Origin of the sequence: Pedobacter sp. Bi126, assembly GCF_918698245.1 — a bacterium.
In the GTDB taxonomy this organism is placed as follows: domain Bacteria; phylum Bacteroidota; class Bacteroidia; order Sphingobacteriales; family Sphingobacteriaceae; genus Pedobacter.
Genome location: NZ_CAKKMS010000007.1, coordinates 111014 through 128709, shown reverse-complemented (window position 1 = coordinate 128709; position 17696 = coordinate 111014). Strand labels below are relative to the sequence as shown.

Here is a 17696-nt window from a genome sequence, read left to right as displayed (position 1 = left end):
GTGGTAAAAAAATGAATAACATGCAGATCATCAACCCGGCAACAGCAGAAATTATTACAAGTTTAGCGGAAGATAACTCATCTACGCTCCAAACTAAATTAGATACTTTAAAAAAAGCTCAACCACAATGGACCAACAAAACCCTTAGCGAAAGGATTTCGGTTATTGCTCGGTTTAGTGATTTAATGGAGGCTGAAATAGAAGAATTGTCATCGGTATTAACCAGCGAAGTAGGCAAACCACTCCAACAATCGCGCAACGAAATTAATGGTGCAAGAGCCCGCATCAAATGGATGTTGATCAATGCCGAAAAATACCTGGCCAATGAAATAATGACCGATGAACCAGGACTCAAAGAAATCATTAAATACGAACCCCTGGGTGTAGTTTGTAATATCTCCGCCTGGAATTACCCTTATCTTGTTGGGGTAAATGTATTTATCCCAGCTTTATTGAGTGGCAATGCCATAATGTACAAACCCTCAGAATATGCCACCTTAACCGGAATCGAGATTGAAAAAATGTTAAAAAAAGCTGGGGTACCTGATGATGTTTTCCATATCGCTATTGGCGCAAAAGAAACGGGAGCGGCATTATTAGAGATGGGTTTTGATGGTTATTTTTTTACTGGCTCCTATAAAACGGGGAAATTCATCTACGAAAAAGTAGCAGCAAAAATGGTTCCCTGCCAATTGGAATTAGGCGGAAAAGATCCGTTGTATATTGCCGAAGATGTAACCGATGTTGCTTCTGCTGCGGTTGGTACCGCTGATGGTGCTTTTTACAATAACGGACAAAGTTGTTGTTCAGTTGAGCGCATTTATGTGCATGAGAAAAATTACGAAAATTACTTAAATGCCTTTGTTACCGAAGTTAAAAGCTGGAAAATGGGCCAACCAACAACCGATGGCGTATATATTGGTGCTTTAACACGGAAAGAGCAGATTTTGGTATTGGAAAACCAAATTAAGGATGCCTTAAGTAAAGGTGCAACATTATTAACTGGCGGAAAGGCCATTGAGGGAAAGGGCTATTATTTTGAACCAACAGTGCTAACAGATGTTACCAATAATATGCTGGTAATGCAGGAAGAAAGTTTTGGACCGATTATCGGAATTATGAAGGTGAAAGACGATGCAGAGGCCTTAAATATGATGAAAGATACAGATTATGGCTTAACGGCATCGGTTTATACGGCCGATCAGGCAAGGGCTGAAAAAATACTATCTCAGCTTGACGCGGGTTCGGGTTATTGGAATTGCTGCGACAGAGTGAGTGCAGCATTGCCATGGAGTGGAAGAAAATATTCGGGCATTGGGGCTACATTATCGCATCAGGGATTAAGAGCTTTTACTAAACCAAAAGGCTATCATTTAAGGGGATAATAAATGGAAAACGATAGCGACAAACAACTTATTGAAGGCGAAATTGCCGATTATTTGTTAACAGATGATGGAATACTCATTTCGTACAGTAAAAGCATTTTACGTACAGTAGAAAATATTGCGGCCAATGTTGAACTGGTGAAGAAAATTACGGGGAATAAGAAAGTTCCATTGTTGATTTACTTAAAAAGCTCTCCTGTTCCAGACAAAGAAACACGAAAGTTTTCTACGGAGCAATTGCCTCAAATTTATACGGCGATGGCGATGGTTTCGAAACCCGGTTTAGCCCAATTGATTATGAAAATCCTGTTTAAGTTTCAAACCCCTCCTATTCCAATTAAATCATTTACCGATGATGAGAAAGCTATGGAATGGTTGAAAAGGTTTTTGTAGTTTACGAGAAATCGTCATTGCGAGAAGGCTTTTTCAGCCGACGAAGCAATCTTACGATCGCTTCCAGCGTGCGCTTTAGATTGCTTCGTGCCTCGCAATGACGACCGATCTTTAAAATCCGTCATTGGTAATGAAATGAAGTTTCCTGAGTAGACAGATTTTGCCATTAAGTCTTCGACTCTGCTCAGGCTGACAAATCTCTAATAATGCCATAAATTCAATAACGATTTTATCCAAACCAAACGTTATGTGCTCCGCGCTTTGCTTCTTGAACATTTCCTTCCACACAAATACCTCCGATTAAAATCTTTTTTAATAAATTGCGGATTATACTTATTCGGTTAACCCGCTTTAATTATTTTAATGAAAAAATTATTCCTGATTATCTCCTGCTGTTTTTTTGCAGCCAATACCTTCGCTCAGTCTATAGTTACAGAAACTGAAATCGGCGATTCCGAAAGCGCAGTTGTGCAAACACCAATTGCCATCATCCCCGAACCTGTATCCTTAATGAAAAAGGCAGGTACTTTTACGTTGCCAGAAAATGTAACCATCCAGACTGTTAAAAGTGGAGAATTAAAACAATCTATCGCTTACCTTTCTGACCGGATTACTACTGCTACAGGCAAATTTGTAAGCACAGTAAGTAATTCAAGTCACCCGACTATTAAACTGATCTTAAACACCCAGGAAGATACTCAACTCGGTAAAGAGGGCTACAAATTAAATGTTAACCCTACCCAGGTGGTCATCACAGCAAATCAGCCTGCAGGTATTTTTTATGGAGTCCAATCGCTTCTTCAACTTTTTCCGGCCGAAATAGAAAGCAAGGAACTAGTAAATAATATCAAATGGAAGGCGCCTTGTGTTGATGTGGTAGATTATCCGAAATTAGGATGGAGAGGTTTAATGTTCGATGTAGCCCGTCACTTTTTCACCAAACAGGAGGTAAAGCAGTTTATTGATGACATGGTAAGCTATAAATTTAATCTGTTGCATTTGCACCTCGTAGATGATGAAGGTTGGAGAATTGAAATTAAAGGCTTGCCTAAATTAACTGAAATAGGTGCCTGGAGTGTTAAAAAAACTGGAACTTTCGGCGATTTCATCCCACCTACCGCTGATGAACCTCGCACCTACGGCGGTTTTTATACACAGGATGATATTAAAGAGCTTGTTCAGTATGCACAAGAACGTTTTGTAAACATATTACCAGAAATCGATGTTCCGGGGCATAGTTTAGCTGCCATTGCCTCATACCCAGATTTATCATGCACACCAGATGCAGTTAATTATAAAGTTCGCTCAGGCGAGAAAATAATGGATTGGAGCCGTGGTGCCCCACCAACAGCTTTGGTTGATAATACGCTTTGCCCGGCAAACGAAAAAGTTTATGTGTTCTTAGATTCGGTACTTACCCAGGTAGCTAAACTTTTTCCTTTCGAGTACATCCACATGGGTGGAGACGAAGCCCCCCATAATTTCTGGGAAAAGAACGATCAGGTTAAAGCCTTAATGCTTCGCGAAGGTTTAAAAACCATTCCTCAGGTTCAGGCATATTTTGAAAAACGTGTAGAACAGATCGTGATTTCGAAAGGCAAAAAATTTATGGGCTGGGACGAAATTCTTGAAGGTGGTGTATCGCCAACAGCAGCCGTAATGAGCTGGAGAGGAATGAAATATGGTATCCAGGCAGCGAACGAAAAACACAATGTGGTAATGAGTCCGACAGATTTTGCATATCTGGATTATATGCAGGCGGATCCGATTACCGAACCAAAAGTTTATGCCTCGTTAAGGTTAAATAAAGCCTATCAGTTTAACCCTGTTCCAGCGGGCGTAAATGCACAATATGTGATTGGTGCACAGGCCAACCTTTGGACAGAACAGGTATTTACTTTTCGCCAGGTAGAGTATATGGTTTGGCCACGCGCATTTGCCATTGCCGAATCGATCTGGAGTCCGATTGAAAAGAAAAACTGGACAAATTTCGTTGATCGTACACAACAGCATTTCAAACGATTAGATTTCGCAGAGATTAAATACTCACCTGCTATTTACGATCCGATTTTTACGGTGAAACGCAGTGCAGATAAACAATTAATTATCGAATTAACGCCAGAAATAGATGGTCTGGATATCTATTATAGCTTCGACAACTCTACTCCCGATCGCTTTTACCCGAAATACACGGCCGCGTTACAGGTACCAAAAGATGCCAGTATGTTACGTGTAATTACCTATCGTGGTAAACAACCCATTGGAAGATTGATCAGTATGCCCATTGCTGACCTGCAGAAAAGAGCAAGATAAAATGGCAGGGGAAAAAAGTTTGGCAAAACTGCTAAAAACAATGAAACCAGTGCATAATCCTGGCGAATTTGTATTTTGTAGGGTTGAACATCCAAACACAATAGATATTAACCTGGCGATTTGTTTATTCAAAGAGCAGGAGGCAACCACGGTGGTCTTAAAAAAAGAAATTGCAGATCATTTGCGGCTTGAATATACTTTTACCGCTTCCTGGATCACATTAACCGTACACTCTTCTTTAGAAGCAGTAGGTTTAACAGCAGCATTTTCAGCTGCACTAGCTGAAAAAGGTATAAGCTGCAACGTAATCGCGGGCTATTATCACGACCATATATTTGTGAATGTGAAAGATAAGGAGGCAGCGATGAATATTTTAGAACAACTCTCCAAATAATGGGAAAAGAAATAGAACGGAAATTTTTAATCGATCTGCAGAAGTGGGCTAATCTGAGCAAACCAGAGGGAAAGCTTTTTAGGCAAGGCTATCTGCTTACGGATAAAGATAAAACCATACGTGTAAGGGTAACAGAAACCAAAGGCTTTTTAACGATAAAAGGTCAAACAATAGGGGCCACACGGATGGAATATGAATATGAGATCCCAGTTGCCGAAGCCACAGAATTATTGGATAATTTCTCTTTATCTGAGCTTTCGAAAATCCGTTACGAAATCCCTTTTAGCGGCAAACTATGGGAAGTAGATGTATTTTTAGGCGATAATAAAGGCCTGATTGTTGCTGAAATTGAACTTGACAGTGAAGACGAAATATTTACCTTGCCAGATTGGGTAAGCAGAGAAGTTACCGAAGAAGAAAAATATTATAATTCCAATTTAACCTTAAAGCCATTTAAAGATTGGTTTTAATACACCTTACAAGTTTGAAAACCTGTGAGGTCTTTTTATATACAGCGTTTTTTTTTATAAATAATTAATAGATTTCACTTTCTAGTTAAACGCATTTCATATATTAGCTTTATCGAAGTCATCCCACCGATTAAAAAGGAAATTACTTTAATTTCTAAGCATTGTATTGTCAAATAATATCAATATAAAACCAAAAGGATGAAAACAACTAAATTATTAATGAGCATGGTTATTGCAACTACACTATTTTTTGTAGGCTGTAAACCAAATGATGCGGCCATCCAAGCTGCAATTCAAGCCAAAGAAGCAGCAGGTATTACGGTGGCCGTTGCCAAAGGCGAAGTAACTTTAACTGGTGAAGTTGATGATGAAGCCACAAAGGCCAAAGCAGAAGAAATTGCAAAGGCAGAAAAAGGAGTGAAAGCTGTAATCAACAATTTAACAGTTAAACCAGCAGATGTACCAGTGGTAATTGCCGAAGACTCCGCTTTAATTAAAAATGTTGCTGATGCAACCAAAGATTTTCCAACGGTGAAAGCTGAGGTTAAAGACGGTGTAATTCTCTTAACCGGGGAGATTAAAAAAGCCTCTCTAATAACTTTAATGCAACATTTGAGTGCATTAAAACCTAAAAAAATCGACAATAAATTAACCATTAAATAACCCCACCATGGCATTAGCAGATAAATATAAAGCACTAACTGACGCAGCAACTACGGCAGGCATAGCAGATTTAGCAGTAAGGGAGCAGGATGGGATTTTATACATAGATGGAACCGCTGCCGATGGCGCGACTAAAGACCACCTTTGGGAAGTTTACAATCAGATTGATCCAAATTTTACTTCAGGTGATCTGGTTCTGAATGTAAACGTGGCCATTGATGCAGCCGTTACGCACGCAAAAGTTATCACAGAGAGCAGTAATCTAAATATCCGTAAAGGTCCGGGAACCGATCAACCAATTGTAGGTAAGGCTGCGCATGGCGAAGTAATTACCCTTGTAAACAGAAGCAACGATTTATGGTGGCTGGTAAGAACTAACGATGGAGAAGAAGGCTATTGTTATGCGCAATATTTAGAAGCGCAGGCTTAAAAATGCGAACAGAACTCACAGGTTCTGAAACCTGTGGGTTCTGTTTTAAAATTAAATCAGCTGATGCTCATGCGCAAAATTCAGCAAACCAACAATCGATTTAACGCCAGTTTTACGCCATATATTTTTACGATGGGTTTCTACTGTATGTTCCGAAATAAATAACATCCTGCCAATATCTGCAGACGTATATTCTTTGGCAATCAACCTAATAATTTCAACTTCTCGGGGTGACAAAACATTCGCTTCTTCTGTATGGTTTTCACGCTGGTAACCATTAATAAATTTAGCCGTAATGGAATTTTGTATATAGGTTTCGCCGAGCATAACCTTATTAATTGCTTTATGCAGTTCGTGAAACTTTACATTTTTTAAAAGATAGCCATTTGCTCCAGACTTGATCATTTTCGAGATATTGATAAAATCATCCTGCATAGAAAGTACAATAACTTTAATTTTGGGGAATTCTCTTTTAATCAATTTAGTTAAATCAGCTCCAACCTTCTCGCTAACACTAACATCGGCAAGCACAATATCTGGCATTTTAGTCCTGATCAATTGTACGGCAAGTGCAGCAGAATTGGCCTCGCCAACAACAACAATACTTTCTGAATCACTTAGCATGGATTCAACATTATCCATTAATGCATCATAATCGTGAATTAAAAAGACCTTGATCTTCTCCATAAAGTTTAGTTTAAACGTTAACCACTTTCACCAGAAGATCAGGCAAACAGGTTGAAAAGGATTTTTAAACAAAAAGTTTAACTTCTTTAAAACTTACCAAATATTCTATCAACAGCTTTAAATCTTATGTTTTTAACTAAGGTAGATAGCAACTTCTTTTGGATAGCCTCAAATAAATTATTAACCTGCCTTTCCATGGTGGTTAAATAAGGCCATTGGGAAATAGTGTGGTTATTTTTACATGTTGGATAACGATAGGAAACGGTTACATGCCTGCAATATCCATCCTTTATAAGGAGATTGAAAAATATGCTAAACAGCATCAATTTTAGGCCCAGAAACGTAACAGTCCTGTTTGAGCACATAATGAAAAAAAGAATAAAAATTTGTTTTGTTAATCTAATTTAAACAAAAATTTTATTTTGTCGCCATAATTATCAATTTCTTAACACAAAAAAGCGCAAAGCCAGTATTAAATTTTACTGATCCTTGCGCTTTTATATTATGCTAATTATTTTACTTGCTTAGTGGTGTTGCTGCATTTGGTTTAATAATACCTTTCAGTTCTACATCGAATACCAATGGCGTAAACGGATTAATTGGTCCGCCACCATTTTCTCCGAAACCCAATCTCGATGGCAAAATCATTTTGATCTTACCGCCCACACCAATAAGTTGAATACCCTGAATAACGCCTTGCGGCAATTGTCCTAATGGTAGGCTGCGCGGCACATATTGTACACTTTCTGAGAAGATTCCAGCTTCTTTTGCGATTTTAGCATTCGAAGTATCAAAAACATTTAATGTTCCATTCGATTTTTTATTGGTAAACTGACCTGTGTAGTCCATTAATACCGTATCGGTTAAAGTTGCTCTTTCAGAATTACCCGGAGCAGAAATTACATATTGTAATCCAGATGGCGCAGTAGTTACCTTTAAATCATTCTCAGCCACGTATTTTGCAATTTTAGCAGGCTCTACCACTTTATTTTTTTCATTTAGCGCTTTGTATTCCGATTCAAAGAAAAGTCGTTTCTTCGCTTCGAAAATAGAATCGGGATCTTTTCCTTTATGCAATACTTTCTCAATTTTAATGGTGAAAGAAGCAATGTTCGATTTTAGTCCTTTTGGCTTAGGCTGGCCTGAATATTTCTCCATAGAATCTAGGTTCAATTTAAAAACTGCACTGTCTCCTTCACCAAGCAGTTTCAATCCTGAAGCTAAATCGCCTTTAAACATCGATTTGCTAATGGCAAAGAAAGCCGGACGCTCATTATCGTAAGTATTTACCATTACCGAATCGGGATTGGTATTGGTTTCTACCGTTTGAACACCATTTAACTTTACATAATCGCCATCCTGAATTTTCGGCTTACCGTCACTTTTATAGATCTTGTAAGTCATATCTCCTTCACCTTTTTCGAATTTGTTACATGCAGACAGGCCTAGGGCCGCCGCCAAGAGAATAATAATTCCGTTCCTCATTTAAATTTTATTTATTAAAAAACAGTAGTTATATCTTTTTCAAAATGCCCACTATTTTATTAGATCACTACAAAGATAGGTTATAATAAGTTTTTATAAATCTTTGAAACGTTTTATTTCTTGGCTCAGTATTAAAAAATAATAAACAAAAAAAATCCTGCTTAAATAATAAGCAGGATTTTAAAATATTTTTAAGAAATTATTTTTTAACTACTGGAGCAGGCATTTGAACTGGAGCTGCTGCAGCTGGTTTTCCTTTGATAATATCTTTGATTTCTAAATCGAAAGCAATTGGGCTGAAAGGCATGATGCCTACCTGAGGTGCACCTTGCTCGCCATAACCTAAGTTAGAAGGGATGATCACTTTAATTTTACCACCTTTACCAATTAACTGTAAAGCTTCAGTAAATCCTGGGATTGTACCGCCAACTGGCATTTTTTGAGGACCGTAAGGTTTACCTGGTTTAAATTCGTTTTCTGCTTTAGCCAATTTCTCATCACTTGTATCGAAGATTTTGTATTTACCATCTTTACCTTTTTTAGTTACTCTACCAGTATAATCAATTAATACAGTATCGCCTAAAGCTGGTTTTTCTGCACTGCCTGGTTTTTCTATAATGTAGTGTAATCCACTTGCGGTAGTTTTGGTTTCTAATTTAGTATCTTCTAAATAGCTTTTTAATTTAGCAGGTTCAGCAGCTTTCTTTTTTTCTGAAGTAGCCTTGTAATCAGCCTGGAAAAACTCCTGTGCCCTTTTGTTAAAAGTAGAATCAGCTTCGCCAGTTTTTTTCTTGAATACTTTTTCGATTTTCACCGTAAAAGTGATGTACTTATCATTTTTGAACTGCTCTGGTTTAGGTTGTTTACTATGAAGTGCCATAGTATCTAAGTTTACTTTAAAAGTAGCGCTATCGCCTTCTCCAAACAATGTTAAAACATCGTTCATATCACCAGCGTACATTTTTTTCTGTGCAGGAAATACTGCAGGAGTTTCGCTATCGAAAGTGCTTGATAAAACTGAATCTTTATCATTTTTCTGAATAAAATTCATTTTAACGATATCGCCTTCTTTGATTTTCTCGTTACCTGCCGAGTGGTGAATGGTATACAATAACCCACCGGCTCCCTTTTTCTCTTTGTTACATGCCGCTAAACCTAAGGTGGCTGCTGCTAGAATAATAATTCCTTTTTTCATTTATTTAATTTGACTTTTTTAAGTTTATTGTTTTATTTCTTGTGTTTAAGCAATCAATTGTTCTTTATATTCTGCTAATATCGTTTTAAATTCGTTTACTACATCAGCTAAAGGTTTTTCTGCTGCGCCACCTGCCGCATTTCTATGCCCACCACCGTTAAAATACTTTTTACAGATTTCGTTGGCCGGAAAATCGCCTGTAGACCTAACAGATAGTTTAACTTTATCCGGACGCTCAATAATTAATGCGGCTAAACGGATGCCGTTAATCGATAATGCATAGTTTACCACGCCCTCCGTATCGCCAGTTGCGCTATGGTATTGTGCCAGTTCTTCTTTTGTAACCGAAATAATGGCGGTATTGTATTCCCTTATAACTTCTAACTTGTTTGACAGGCAATAACCCAAAAAGCGCAAACGGTTTTCGCTCGCATTATCGTATACCAATTGATGAATTTTCCAATGCTCTGCACCAAGATCTATCAGATCAGCTGCGATACGGTAAACATCGGCTGTAGCTGATGGGAAACGGAAAGATCCAGAATCGGTCATGATACCAGTGTACAAACAGGCGGCAACATCTTTATTGATGCCAGCTTTATCCTCCAATTGGTTAACAATAAAATCGTAAACCAACTGGGCAGCAGCACAGGCGTTAATATCCCAATGGCGGTAATCATCAAAATCCTCAGGTTCGAGGTGATGATCGATCATGATTTTTTTTGCTCCTGCTGCTCTAACCAATTCGCCCAATTCATTAATCCGGCTTAGGGTGTTAAAATCTAGGCAAAATATGAGTGAAGCTTCATCCACTAACTTGGCCGCCTTTTCTTGCTCTTCTGTAAAAATAATTACATCGCCATTATTTGGCATCCAATGCAGAAAGGTAGGATAATCTGTTGGTGTGATTACCTTAACATGATGGCCTTTTTGAATTAAATATCCATATAACCCCAGAGATGAACCCATCGCATCGCCATCGGGTTTGTGATGCGTGGTGATCACAATTCGTTGTGGCGTAGCCAATAATGTTTTTAATTCAGTTAGTGTAAGCATATATTTTTTGCGCTGCAAAGCTAAGTAAATTTAGATTAGGATTAAAGGATTTTAGGATTAGTAGGATCATAGTTTTAAAAGAGATGGGGATTAACAGGATTATACAACTTAAAAAAAGCTCAGTTAGCCATTTGAAGCCTAATTACCCACTACTAATCTCGATTCGCGACCGAAAAACAATGTTTATTGATTATTCATCAATTAAAACGTATTTTTGCAAAAAAATTGATATCAAAAGCACAATGAGCACTAACAGAACTTTTACCATGATCAAGCCTGATGCAGTAGCAAACGGCCATATCGGATCGATCATTAACGACATTACAAATGCTGGTTTTAAAATCATCGCATTAAAATATACTAAACTTACAGCCGAAACTGCTGGTCAGTTCTATGCTGTTCACGCTGAGCGTCCTTTTTACAAAGATCTAGTAAGCTTTATGTCTTCAGGACCTATTGTTGCTGCTATTTTAGAAAAAGACAACGCCATTGAAGATTTCAGAAAATTGATCGGTGCTACCAACCCAGCTGAGGCTGCAGAAGGAACTATCCGTCAGAAATATGCAAAATCAATCGATGCTAACGCGGTTCACGGTTCAGATTCTGATGAGAATGCAGAAATTGAAGGTAACTTCTTCTTCAAAGCAGACGAACGTTTCTAGTTTCCAACACAAAAAACTTACAATAAAACCCCGAACATTCGGGGTTTTATTGTTTTATCTATTTTGTATCTTTCGGCCTTAAAATACAATCCACCATTTTAAACCTGTTGGAATTAATTACACATAAAATAATCAATGAAAAGAATTTTTTTAGCGGTATGTCTATCCGGTATCGCTGCAGCATCTTATGCACAAACCAAAACAGCAGCAAAGAAACCTGGTGCCAAAAAACCAACCACAGCCGCAAGTAAAACATCAACCTTTACAGCTGGTTTAAAATCTACTTTAGATTCTACCAGTTATGCTTTCGGTACTTCTATCGGCGCGGGATTAAAAACAACTGGCCTTTCTACCTTAAATTACGAAGTACTGTTAAAAGGACTAAAAGATGCTTTTACAGGAGGCAAGGTTATTTTAACTCAGCAGCAGGCACAACAATGTATTAATGAGGCATTAGCCAAGGCATCATCAGTAAAAAACAAAGCTGAAGAAGCAGCAAATAAAATTAAATATGCACCAATTATGAAAGAAGGACAAGATTTCTTAGAACAGAACAAAAAACGTGCAGGTGTACAAACAACTGCAAGCGGCTTACAATACGAAGTTTTAACTGCTGGTACCGGCGTTAAACCACAGGCTACCGATTCGGTACTGGTTCATTATAAAGGAACATTATTGAACGGAAAACAATTTGACAGCTCTTATGATAGAGGCGAACCAATTTCTTTCCCATTAAACCGGGTAATTAAAGGCTGGACAGAAGGTGTACAATTGATGCCTGCCGGTTCGAAATACAAATTTTTCATTCCATATGATTTAGCTTACGGAGCGCGTGGTGCAGGACAGGATATCCCTCCTTATAGCACTTTAATCTTCGAGGTTGAATTGTTAAAAGTGAACGGGAAATAAAAATTTCTATTTGTGCAGTCGGATGTTACCATCTGACTGGTAATGAAATTAAATGACGATTTTTAAAGAAAAATATGCAGCCAGATGTTATCACCTGGCTGTTTTTTTTGAACTGAAATTGAAACAGTTCTTTCAAAAAGCATGTTGAATACCGTGTCAGATGGTAACATCTGACACCACAAAAAAGCAGATTTGGCTATTGTGAAAGATGGTAACATCTTACACGGCGACCAGAACGATTCCAGGCAAATAAGTCGTTTACTAAAACTTTCTCCCGTATTCAATGTTAGCTATTACAAATAACATGAATATGAAAAAAGCATTCCCTTTAGTACTAATCGCATTTTTATGCACTACCTTAAGCAGTTGTGAACTAGTAGAAGGTATATTTAAAGCCGGCGTTTGGGTGGGCGTAATTGTAGTTGTAGTAGTGGTTGCACTGCTGATCTGGATTTTATCGAAGATATTTGGAGGAAGGGGCTAGTTTTTCAGTCCAAAGTCTTGAGTCCTGAGTCTAAAGTCGGGAGTCTTAATCCTAATTAAAATATTAAGGGTATAAGTGAAAACCTTAAGCCCTTTTATTACGTCTATAAAAAGATCATATCGGTAATTACCTCGGCGCCAGCGTGTTCATTCAGTTTTTGGATAATGCCCTGGCGTACCATAACCAATTCATTTTTGATTACCGAAGATTCGATGCGTAGGAACAATTTCTTATCGTGAATGTAGATCTGCTTGGTCCTGTTGGCTATGGCAGTGCCCATAATCTCTGGCCAGATAGACAAGATCGAAGTTTCGTCGAATTTACGGCGCAAACGGTATACATCCAGCATTTTGCTGATGGCATCTTTTACTGTAACATCATTGGGTTTACGCATTTTGTATAGTTCCGTTATCTACTTCGAACAAAGTTACATCAACTTCTATTTTTTCAAAAATTGATTTTACCCTTTCTCTTCCTGTATCTGTAATAAATATCTGCCCAAAATCATGGTGGGAAACCATTTGCATCAATTTTTGAACGCGGTTATCATCCAGCTTATCAAAAATATCATCCAGCAAAAGCAAAGGCTTAAATCCTTTATTTTTGGCGAGGTAAGCATACTGGGCTATTTTTAGGGCTATTAAAAAAGATTTCTGCTGACCTTGGGAGCCAAACTTCTTTAAAGGCATTCCGCTGATCACAAAAGCCAGTTCATCTTTATGTATACCAGTTGTGGTACGCTCCAGTACACGGTCTTTCTCTACCGATTTCCTTAACAGCTCTTCGAAAGTAGCCTCATTCAATTGCGATTGATAATTCAGTTCTACAATTTCTCTGTTTTCGGTAAGGTAGGTATAATATTGGTTAAACAGCGGAATAAACTCATCCATAAATGCCTTACGGATAGTGAATATCTTATTGCCGGCTATAATCAATTGCTCATCCAAAATTTCGAGCAGCGTAGGATCGTACTTTCTGGTAATCGCAATTTGTTTTAGCAAAGCATTCCGGTTTAGCAGAATGCGGTTATAGGTAATCAGTTGATCCAGATAATATGCGTCTGTTTGCGAAATAACATTATCAATAAACTTTCTCCGCTCCTCGCTGCCTTCCATAATCAGGTTTACATCATAAGGCGAAACCATAACCACCGGAAAAAGGCCAACATGATCAGCCAGTTTATCGTATTCTTTTTTATTGCGTTTAAACTGTTTTTTTTGGTTGCGTTTTACCCCGCAGGAAATTTTTTCGTTTTTTTCGTTACGATCAAAATCGCCCTGGATCATGAAAACCTCTTCATTGGTTTTGATCTGCTGGCTATCGATGGGATTAAAGTAACTTTTACATAGACAGAGGTAGTGAATGGCATCGAGCATATTCGTTTTGCCAGAGCCATTATTACCCGTAAAAACGTTTACCGTTTCCGAGAAATGGAGATCTGCATCGGTATAGTTCTTGAAATTTAGAAGGATAATATTTTTTAACCACATAAATATGTCACAAATTTACCGTTTTTTAGCCTCTTAACACCCATTGTTTAAAATAAACGTTAATAACACTTAAAAAAATTGTACTTTCATAGCAAGGAAAATTAGATGGTTGCACAAAAAATGTTAGAAGGGAATGTTCTATGGTCTTACGATCATGAACTAACCAATGAAGAAAGTTCGAGCTGGGTTAAAAAAATCGCAGGCTTATTTTCGTTTTTAAAGCCAATTCACAATCACGAAGGCAATATCCTATTGGCCTCGAATGGTCTTTTCATCACCGGAGATGAACAATTGGAACTCCCATTGTCACATATAGAAGAAGTTTACATGGGCTTCGACGATTTATTTCCAGCTTCATCGGCAAAAAACTTCGGCGCATTCTGGCAACCCATCAGAATTAGATCTACGGTGAGCCGCTCTGAAAGTCAAACGGTGTACCTGGTGATTAACCACACTGGTATTTTTAGCGACAACCAAACCTGGTTTAACACACTGATTAGCTTGTTACGCTAATTATCGCGATGATTTTATAATCTGTATGCCTAAATAACTAATGTTTAATCAAATACTTCAAAATAAAGATTGATACTTTGATTGAAAAATGTATTTTTGCAATCTTAAATTTTTTAAACAAACATGTCTACAACAGATAACCAGACAATTCAACCAACTAAAAAAGGTTCATTTTTACAAGAGAATAATAAGAGCTTACTGTTTATTGCAGGTGCTGTAGTTTTATTAGTTTTAATATATCTTTGGTATCAAGGCGTGTATTTAAAAGGTCGTGCTGAAGAAGCCGCTAGCAAAATGTACAAAGCAGAACAATTTGTTGGTGTAGATTCATTATCAAACAAAGCTGTTAAAGGCGAAGGTGGTTACCCGGGCTTAGAGCAGATTGCTAAAGAATATGATAACACAAAATCGGCAAACTTAGCTAACCTTTACTTAGGTGGGATTTACTTGCGTAAAGGCGAATACAAACAAGCTATAGAGGCATTAAGCAAATATAGCGCTACCGGCAGCCCAGTTGCAGATCCATTGGCTTTAGGCTTATTAGGTGATGCTTACAGCGAACTGAAAGACTTTAAACAAGCGGCTACTTACTATAAAAAAGCGGCAGATAAAGCAAGCAAATTTACTTCACCAATGTTTTTGAAGAAATTAGGATTGGTTAACGAAAACCAAAATGATTTTAAAGGTGCTGTTGATGCTTATACTAAAGTAAAAACACAATACCCTGAGAGTGCAGAAGCGCAATTAATTGATGCTTACATTGCAAGAGCTCAAGAAAAAGTTAAATAATCATTAACTAAAACATATTTATGAAAAGATCATCGAAAGATGGTCTTTTTTTTTGTTTAAAAGTTTTTCGTAATTGCGATCGTTGGTCCTTCGACCAAGTTATTAATAACAGATGCCTATAGAAAGATCGTCATTGCGAGGAGGAACGACGAAGCAATCTTTCATGCTAGCAATCCTTGCTATAAAGATTGCTTCGTCGGCTGAAAAAGCCTTCTCGCAATGACGATAATCTTAGGGGATTTATTTCCCTTAAATTCTTCTGTCATTTATATTGATTTTTATAGAATAAATTAGCCATCAGGATGACACTCACCTATTCCGTGTTTGGTGGCCCACCAAACAATAGACATCCTCATCCACTAAATCATTATTTTTTTTCTGGAAATCAGGTGCAGAGGCTTTTAGGCTTGTGCAATCCCGCTCTATGTTTTTTCCGATGCGATTTAGTTTTAAAACCAATTTGTTGGTAAAGCATCGGAACCACTTCGATCGGGTTTAGGTGGCACAGCCAGCAATACTATTTGGGGTTGCATGGCGCAGAAAAAGCAATTGCCTTTATCGACCTGTTTCACATCAGAGGGTACGTGAGGACACACGCTGGACTAGGAAAAGAAAATTTATATAAAACTACGCTATTCTACCCTCAATAGCAGCATAGACACTGCCTTTTAGACCTGATTGAAATGGAAAGCCCGCAAGCGAGGTACGAGTGCGGACTTGCAATGAAAAGCAGGACGAACATTAAAAAGAACTACTGCAATTGCTCTTCAAATGATCTTTTTTGGACTATATTACCTTGAGATTTAAATTATAAAAGATCCTTCGCTGCGCTCAGGATGACAGCATGGGCAGCTAACCAATTAACTACCTATTTATTAAAAGCCGTCATGGTGTGTGCCGGCCCAACCGTTACATAACTTTTAATCAGCTCTACGCTTTTATCAATCAACGCAGGGAGTTCTAATTGCTCATTTTTATCAAATAAACCCAAAACAAAATCAACTTGCCTACCTTTCGGATAATCGCTGCCGATACCGAAGCGCAAGCGTGCATAATTTTGTCCGCCACAAACCTCTTCGATGCTTTTTAAGCCGTTATGACCAGCGCTAGAGCCCTGTAGCTTTAACCTTAACTTACCGAGAGGCAGTGCAAGGTCGTCAACAATCACCAAAACATTTTCTGGTGCTATTTTTAACTCCTTCATCCAATAGTTTACGGCTTTACCACTTAAATTCATAAAAGTAGTTGGTTTAATTACATGGAGTTTACGTCCTTTAAAACTTACTTCCGAATAATAAGCCAAGCGGATATTCTCGAAACTTCCATCTAAATTTTTAACCAGTTCATCGGCGATATCAAAACCAATGTTATGCCTGGTGTGTGCATAATCTGGTCCGATATTCCCTAAGCCAACTATAAGATATTTCATGGGAGCAAAGGTAGAAGCTTAAAGCGAAAAGACCAAAGACTAAAGCGAAAAGTCGGGAGTCCATGCCGCAAATTTAACTCCATTCATTTTCAAACAGTTTTTTAATGAATGGATGGGCGGTTAGCGTTGGCGATTAGCGGATTAATCTTGATGTAAATAAAAAAAGCGTTCCGACCTAAATCGAAACGCTTCATCTTGAAATCAAGAAATCCTAAGAATCCTGATTATTTTTTACCTTTAGCAGCTTCAGTTTCTGCTTGTTTTAATGCTCTAGACATTGCAACAGAAACGATAGTATCTTCAGGAGTGTTAGTGATTACGTATTTCTCGCCTTTAAGATCGCGAACACGGAATAAACTACCTACTTCTAATTTCTCTAAGCTTACTTCTACGTTTTGTGGCATATCAGCTGGTAATGCTTTAACACGTAGTTTACGTAATTTCTGGATTAATTTACCCCCCATTTTAACACCTGGAGAAGTTCCTGTTAATTTAACCGGGATCTCCATAACGATTTCTTTCTCGTCAAACAACTGAAGAAAATCGATGTGCATTAATACGTCGGTAAGTGGGTGAAATTGAGTGTCTTTTACGATAGCTTTAGTTTTAGTACCGTTAACATCAATCTCCACAAAGTTTACATCCGGGGTATAAATAACATCTCTTAAGTCAGCAATAACTACAGCAAAGTGTTGTTGCTCTTTTCCACCATACAATACCGCCGGAACTTTACCTTCGTAACGAAGTTCCTTGGCATCGCGTTTCCCTACGTTCTCTCTTGGAGAACCGCTAATTGCGATTGTTTTCATTTTATTTTTATTTTATATTTATTAGTAGCAAGTATTAAGTATCGAGTATCAAGACCTTAAGCCTTCAACCCGCTACCTTCAACCTTATTTAAACTCTTTTTTATTGTTTGGCGATCTGCGGCTGGCGTTTTAAGCGCTCA

The 17696-nt window shown here is 37.9% G+C and carries 20 protein-coding genes; 12 read left to right on the top strand and 8 right to left on the bottom strand.

The window, feature by feature from the left end; genetic code table 11:
• The first annotated feature begins 20 nt into the window (after positions 1–20).
• The 7 genes from LQ201_RS22135 to LQ201_RS22105 all read left to right on the top strand — a co-directional run bounded on the left by LQ201_RS22135 (position 21) and on the right by LQ201_RS22105 (position 6048).
• Positions 21–1385 carry an aldehyde dehydrogenase family protein gene (locus LQ201_RS22135; protein WP_230145847.1) on the top strand — a complete coding sequence of 455 codons (1365 nt, stop codon included), beginning with the start codon at positions 21–23 and terminating at the stop codon, positions 1383–1385.
• A gap of 3 nt (positions 1386–1388) precedes the next feature.
• The gene (locus tag LQ201_RS22130; protein WP_230145846.1) at positions 1389–1778 is read left to right on the top strand and encodes an STAS/SEC14 domain-containing protein; all 390 of its coding nucleotides are present in this window, start codon (positions 1389–1391) and stop codon (positions 1776–1778) included.
• 363 nt (positions 1779–2141) lie between these two features.
• A complete protein-coding gene (locus LQ201_RS22125) occupies positions 2142–4091 on the top strand; it encodes a beta-N-acetylhexosaminidase (protein WP_230145844.1) in 1950 nt (649 codons plus the stop codon).
• Position 4092: 1 nt separating this feature from the next.
• Entirely contained in the window at positions 4093–4485 is a 393-nt protein-coding gene (locus LQ201_RS22120; protein WP_230145843.1) for an ACT domain-containing protein, read from the top strand.
• Complete coding sequence (locus LQ201_RS22115; protein WP_230145842.1) at positions 4485–4955, top strand: CYTH domain-containing protein; 471 nt, start codon at positions 4485–4487, stop codon at positions 4953–4955. The genes LQ201_RS22120 and LQ201_RS22115 overlap by 1 nt, the downstream gene beginning before the upstream one ends.
• A 198-nt stretch (positions 4956–5153) precedes the next feature.
• Positions 5154–5618, top strand: a complete 465-nt coding sequence (locus LQ201_RS22110; RefSeq protein ID WP_230145841.1) for a BON domain-containing protein — start codon at positions 5154–5156, stop codon at positions 5616–5618.
• Positions 5619–5625: 7 nt separating this feature from the next.
• Positions 5626–6048, top strand: a complete 423-nt coding sequence (locus LQ201_RS22105) for an SH3 domain-containing protein (protein WP_230145840.1) — start codon at positions 5626–5628, stop codon at positions 6046–6048.
• 51 nt (positions 6049–6099) lie between these two features.
• On the opposite strand, the gene LQ201_RS22100 is transcribed toward LQ201_RS22105, so the two are convergent.
• From LQ201_RS22100 to LQ201_RS22085, 4 genes are all read right to left on the bottom strand, one after another.
• Entirely contained in the window at positions 6100–6735 is a 636-nt protein-coding gene (locus LQ201_RS22100; protein WP_230145839.1) for a response regulator transcription factor, read from the bottom strand.
• A 516-nt stretch (positions 6736–7251) separates the two neighbouring features.
• On the bottom strand, positions 7252–8220 hold the full coding sequence (locus tag LQ201_RS22095) for an FKBP-type peptidyl-prolyl cis-trans isomerase (RefSeq protein ID WP_230145838.1): 969 nt from the start codon (positions 8218–8220) through the stop codon (positions 7252–7254).
• A 199-nt stretch (positions 8221–8419) separates the two neighbouring features.
• Positions 8420–9415, bottom strand: coding sequence for an FKBP-type peptidyl-prolyl cis-trans isomerase (locus LQ201_RS22090; protein WP_215125285.1), 996 nt, complete (start codon positions 9413–9415; stop codon positions 8420–8422).
• Positions 9416–9460: 45 nt separating this feature from the next.
• On the bottom strand, positions 9461–10471 hold the full coding sequence (locus LQ201_RS22085) for a bifunctional oligoribonuclease/PAP phosphatase NrnA (protein ID WP_131027875.1): 1011 nt from the start codon (positions 10469–10471) through the stop codon (positions 9461–9463).
• Positions 10472–10713: 242 nt separating this feature from the next.
• Between LQ201_RS22085 and LQ201_RS22080 the strand changes: the two genes are divergently transcribed.
• The 3 genes from LQ201_RS22080 to LQ201_RS22070 all read left to right on the top strand — a co-directional run bounded on the left by LQ201_RS22080 (position 10714) and on the right by LQ201_RS22070 (position 12526).
• On the top strand, positions 10714–11133 hold the full coding sequence (locus tag LQ201_RS22080) for a nucleoside-diphosphate kinase (protein ID WP_116252393.1): 420 nt from the start codon (positions 10714–10716) through the stop codon (positions 11131–11133).
• 135 nt (positions 11134–11268) lie between these two features.
• Positions 11269–12042 carry an FKBP-type peptidyl-prolyl cis-trans isomerase gene (locus LQ201_RS22075; RefSeq protein ID WP_230145837.1) on the top strand — a complete coding sequence of 258 codons (774 nt, stop codon included), beginning with the start codon at positions 11269–11271 and terminating at the stop codon, positions 12040–12042.
• A 310-nt stretch (positions 12043–12352) separates the two neighbouring features.
• Positions 12353–12526 carry a hypothetical protein gene (locus LQ201_RS22070; protein WP_230145836.1) on the top strand — a complete coding sequence of 58 codons (174 nt, stop codon included), beginning with the start codon at positions 12353–12355 and terminating at the stop codon, positions 12524–12526.
• Positions 12527–12629: 103 nt separating this feature from the next.
• Here LQ201_RS22070 and LQ201_RS22065 read toward each other — a convergent pair whose 3' ends face one another.
• Together LQ201_RS22065 and LQ201_RS22060 are read right to left on the bottom strand one after the other, a co-directional pair.
• Positions 12630–12920, bottom strand: coding sequence for a DUF721 domain-containing protein (locus tag LQ201_RS22065; protein WP_230145835.1), 291 nt, complete (start codon positions 12918–12920; stop codon positions 12630–12632).
• The gene (locus LQ201_RS22060) at positions 12913–14016 is read right to left on the bottom strand and encodes a DNA replication/repair protein RecF (RefSeq protein ID WP_230145834.1); all 1104 of its coding nucleotides are present in this window, start codon (positions 14014–14016) and stop codon (positions 12913–12915) included. Before LQ201_RS22060 ends, LQ201_RS22065 begins: the two co-directional genes overlap by 8 nt.
• Positions 14017–14136: 120 nt before the next feature.
• Between LQ201_RS22060 and LQ201_RS22055 the strand changes: the two genes are divergently transcribed.
• Positions 14137–14529 carry a hypothetical protein gene (locus LQ201_RS22055; protein WP_230146696.1) on the top strand — a complete coding sequence of 131 codons (393 nt, stop codon included), beginning with the start codon at positions 14137–14139 and terminating at the stop codon, positions 14527–14529.
• Between the two features lie 123 nt (positions 14530–14652).
• Positions 14653–15318, top strand: a complete 666-nt coding sequence (locus tag LQ201_RS22050) for a tetratricopeptide repeat protein (protein ID WP_230145832.1) — start codon at positions 14653–14655, stop codon at positions 15316–15318.
• A gap of 868 nt (positions 15319–16186) precedes the next feature.
• Here LQ201_RS22050 and pth read toward each other — a convergent pair.
• Both pth and LQ201_RS22040 read right to left on the bottom strand, forming a co-directional pair.
• Complete coding sequence (gene pth / locus LQ201_RS22045; protein ID WP_029278331.1) at positions 16187–16747, bottom strand: aminoacyl-tRNA hydrolase; 561 nt, start codon at positions 16745–16747, stop codon at positions 16187–16189.
• A gap of 224 nt (positions 16748–16971) precedes the next feature.
• The gene (locus LQ201_RS22040) at positions 16972–17556 is read right to left on the bottom strand and encodes a 50S ribosomal protein L25/general stress protein Ctc (protein WP_131027883.1); all 585 of its coding nucleotides are present in this window, start codon (positions 17554–17556) and stop codon (positions 16972–16974) included.
• Positions 17557–17696: the final 140 nt, after the last annotated feature.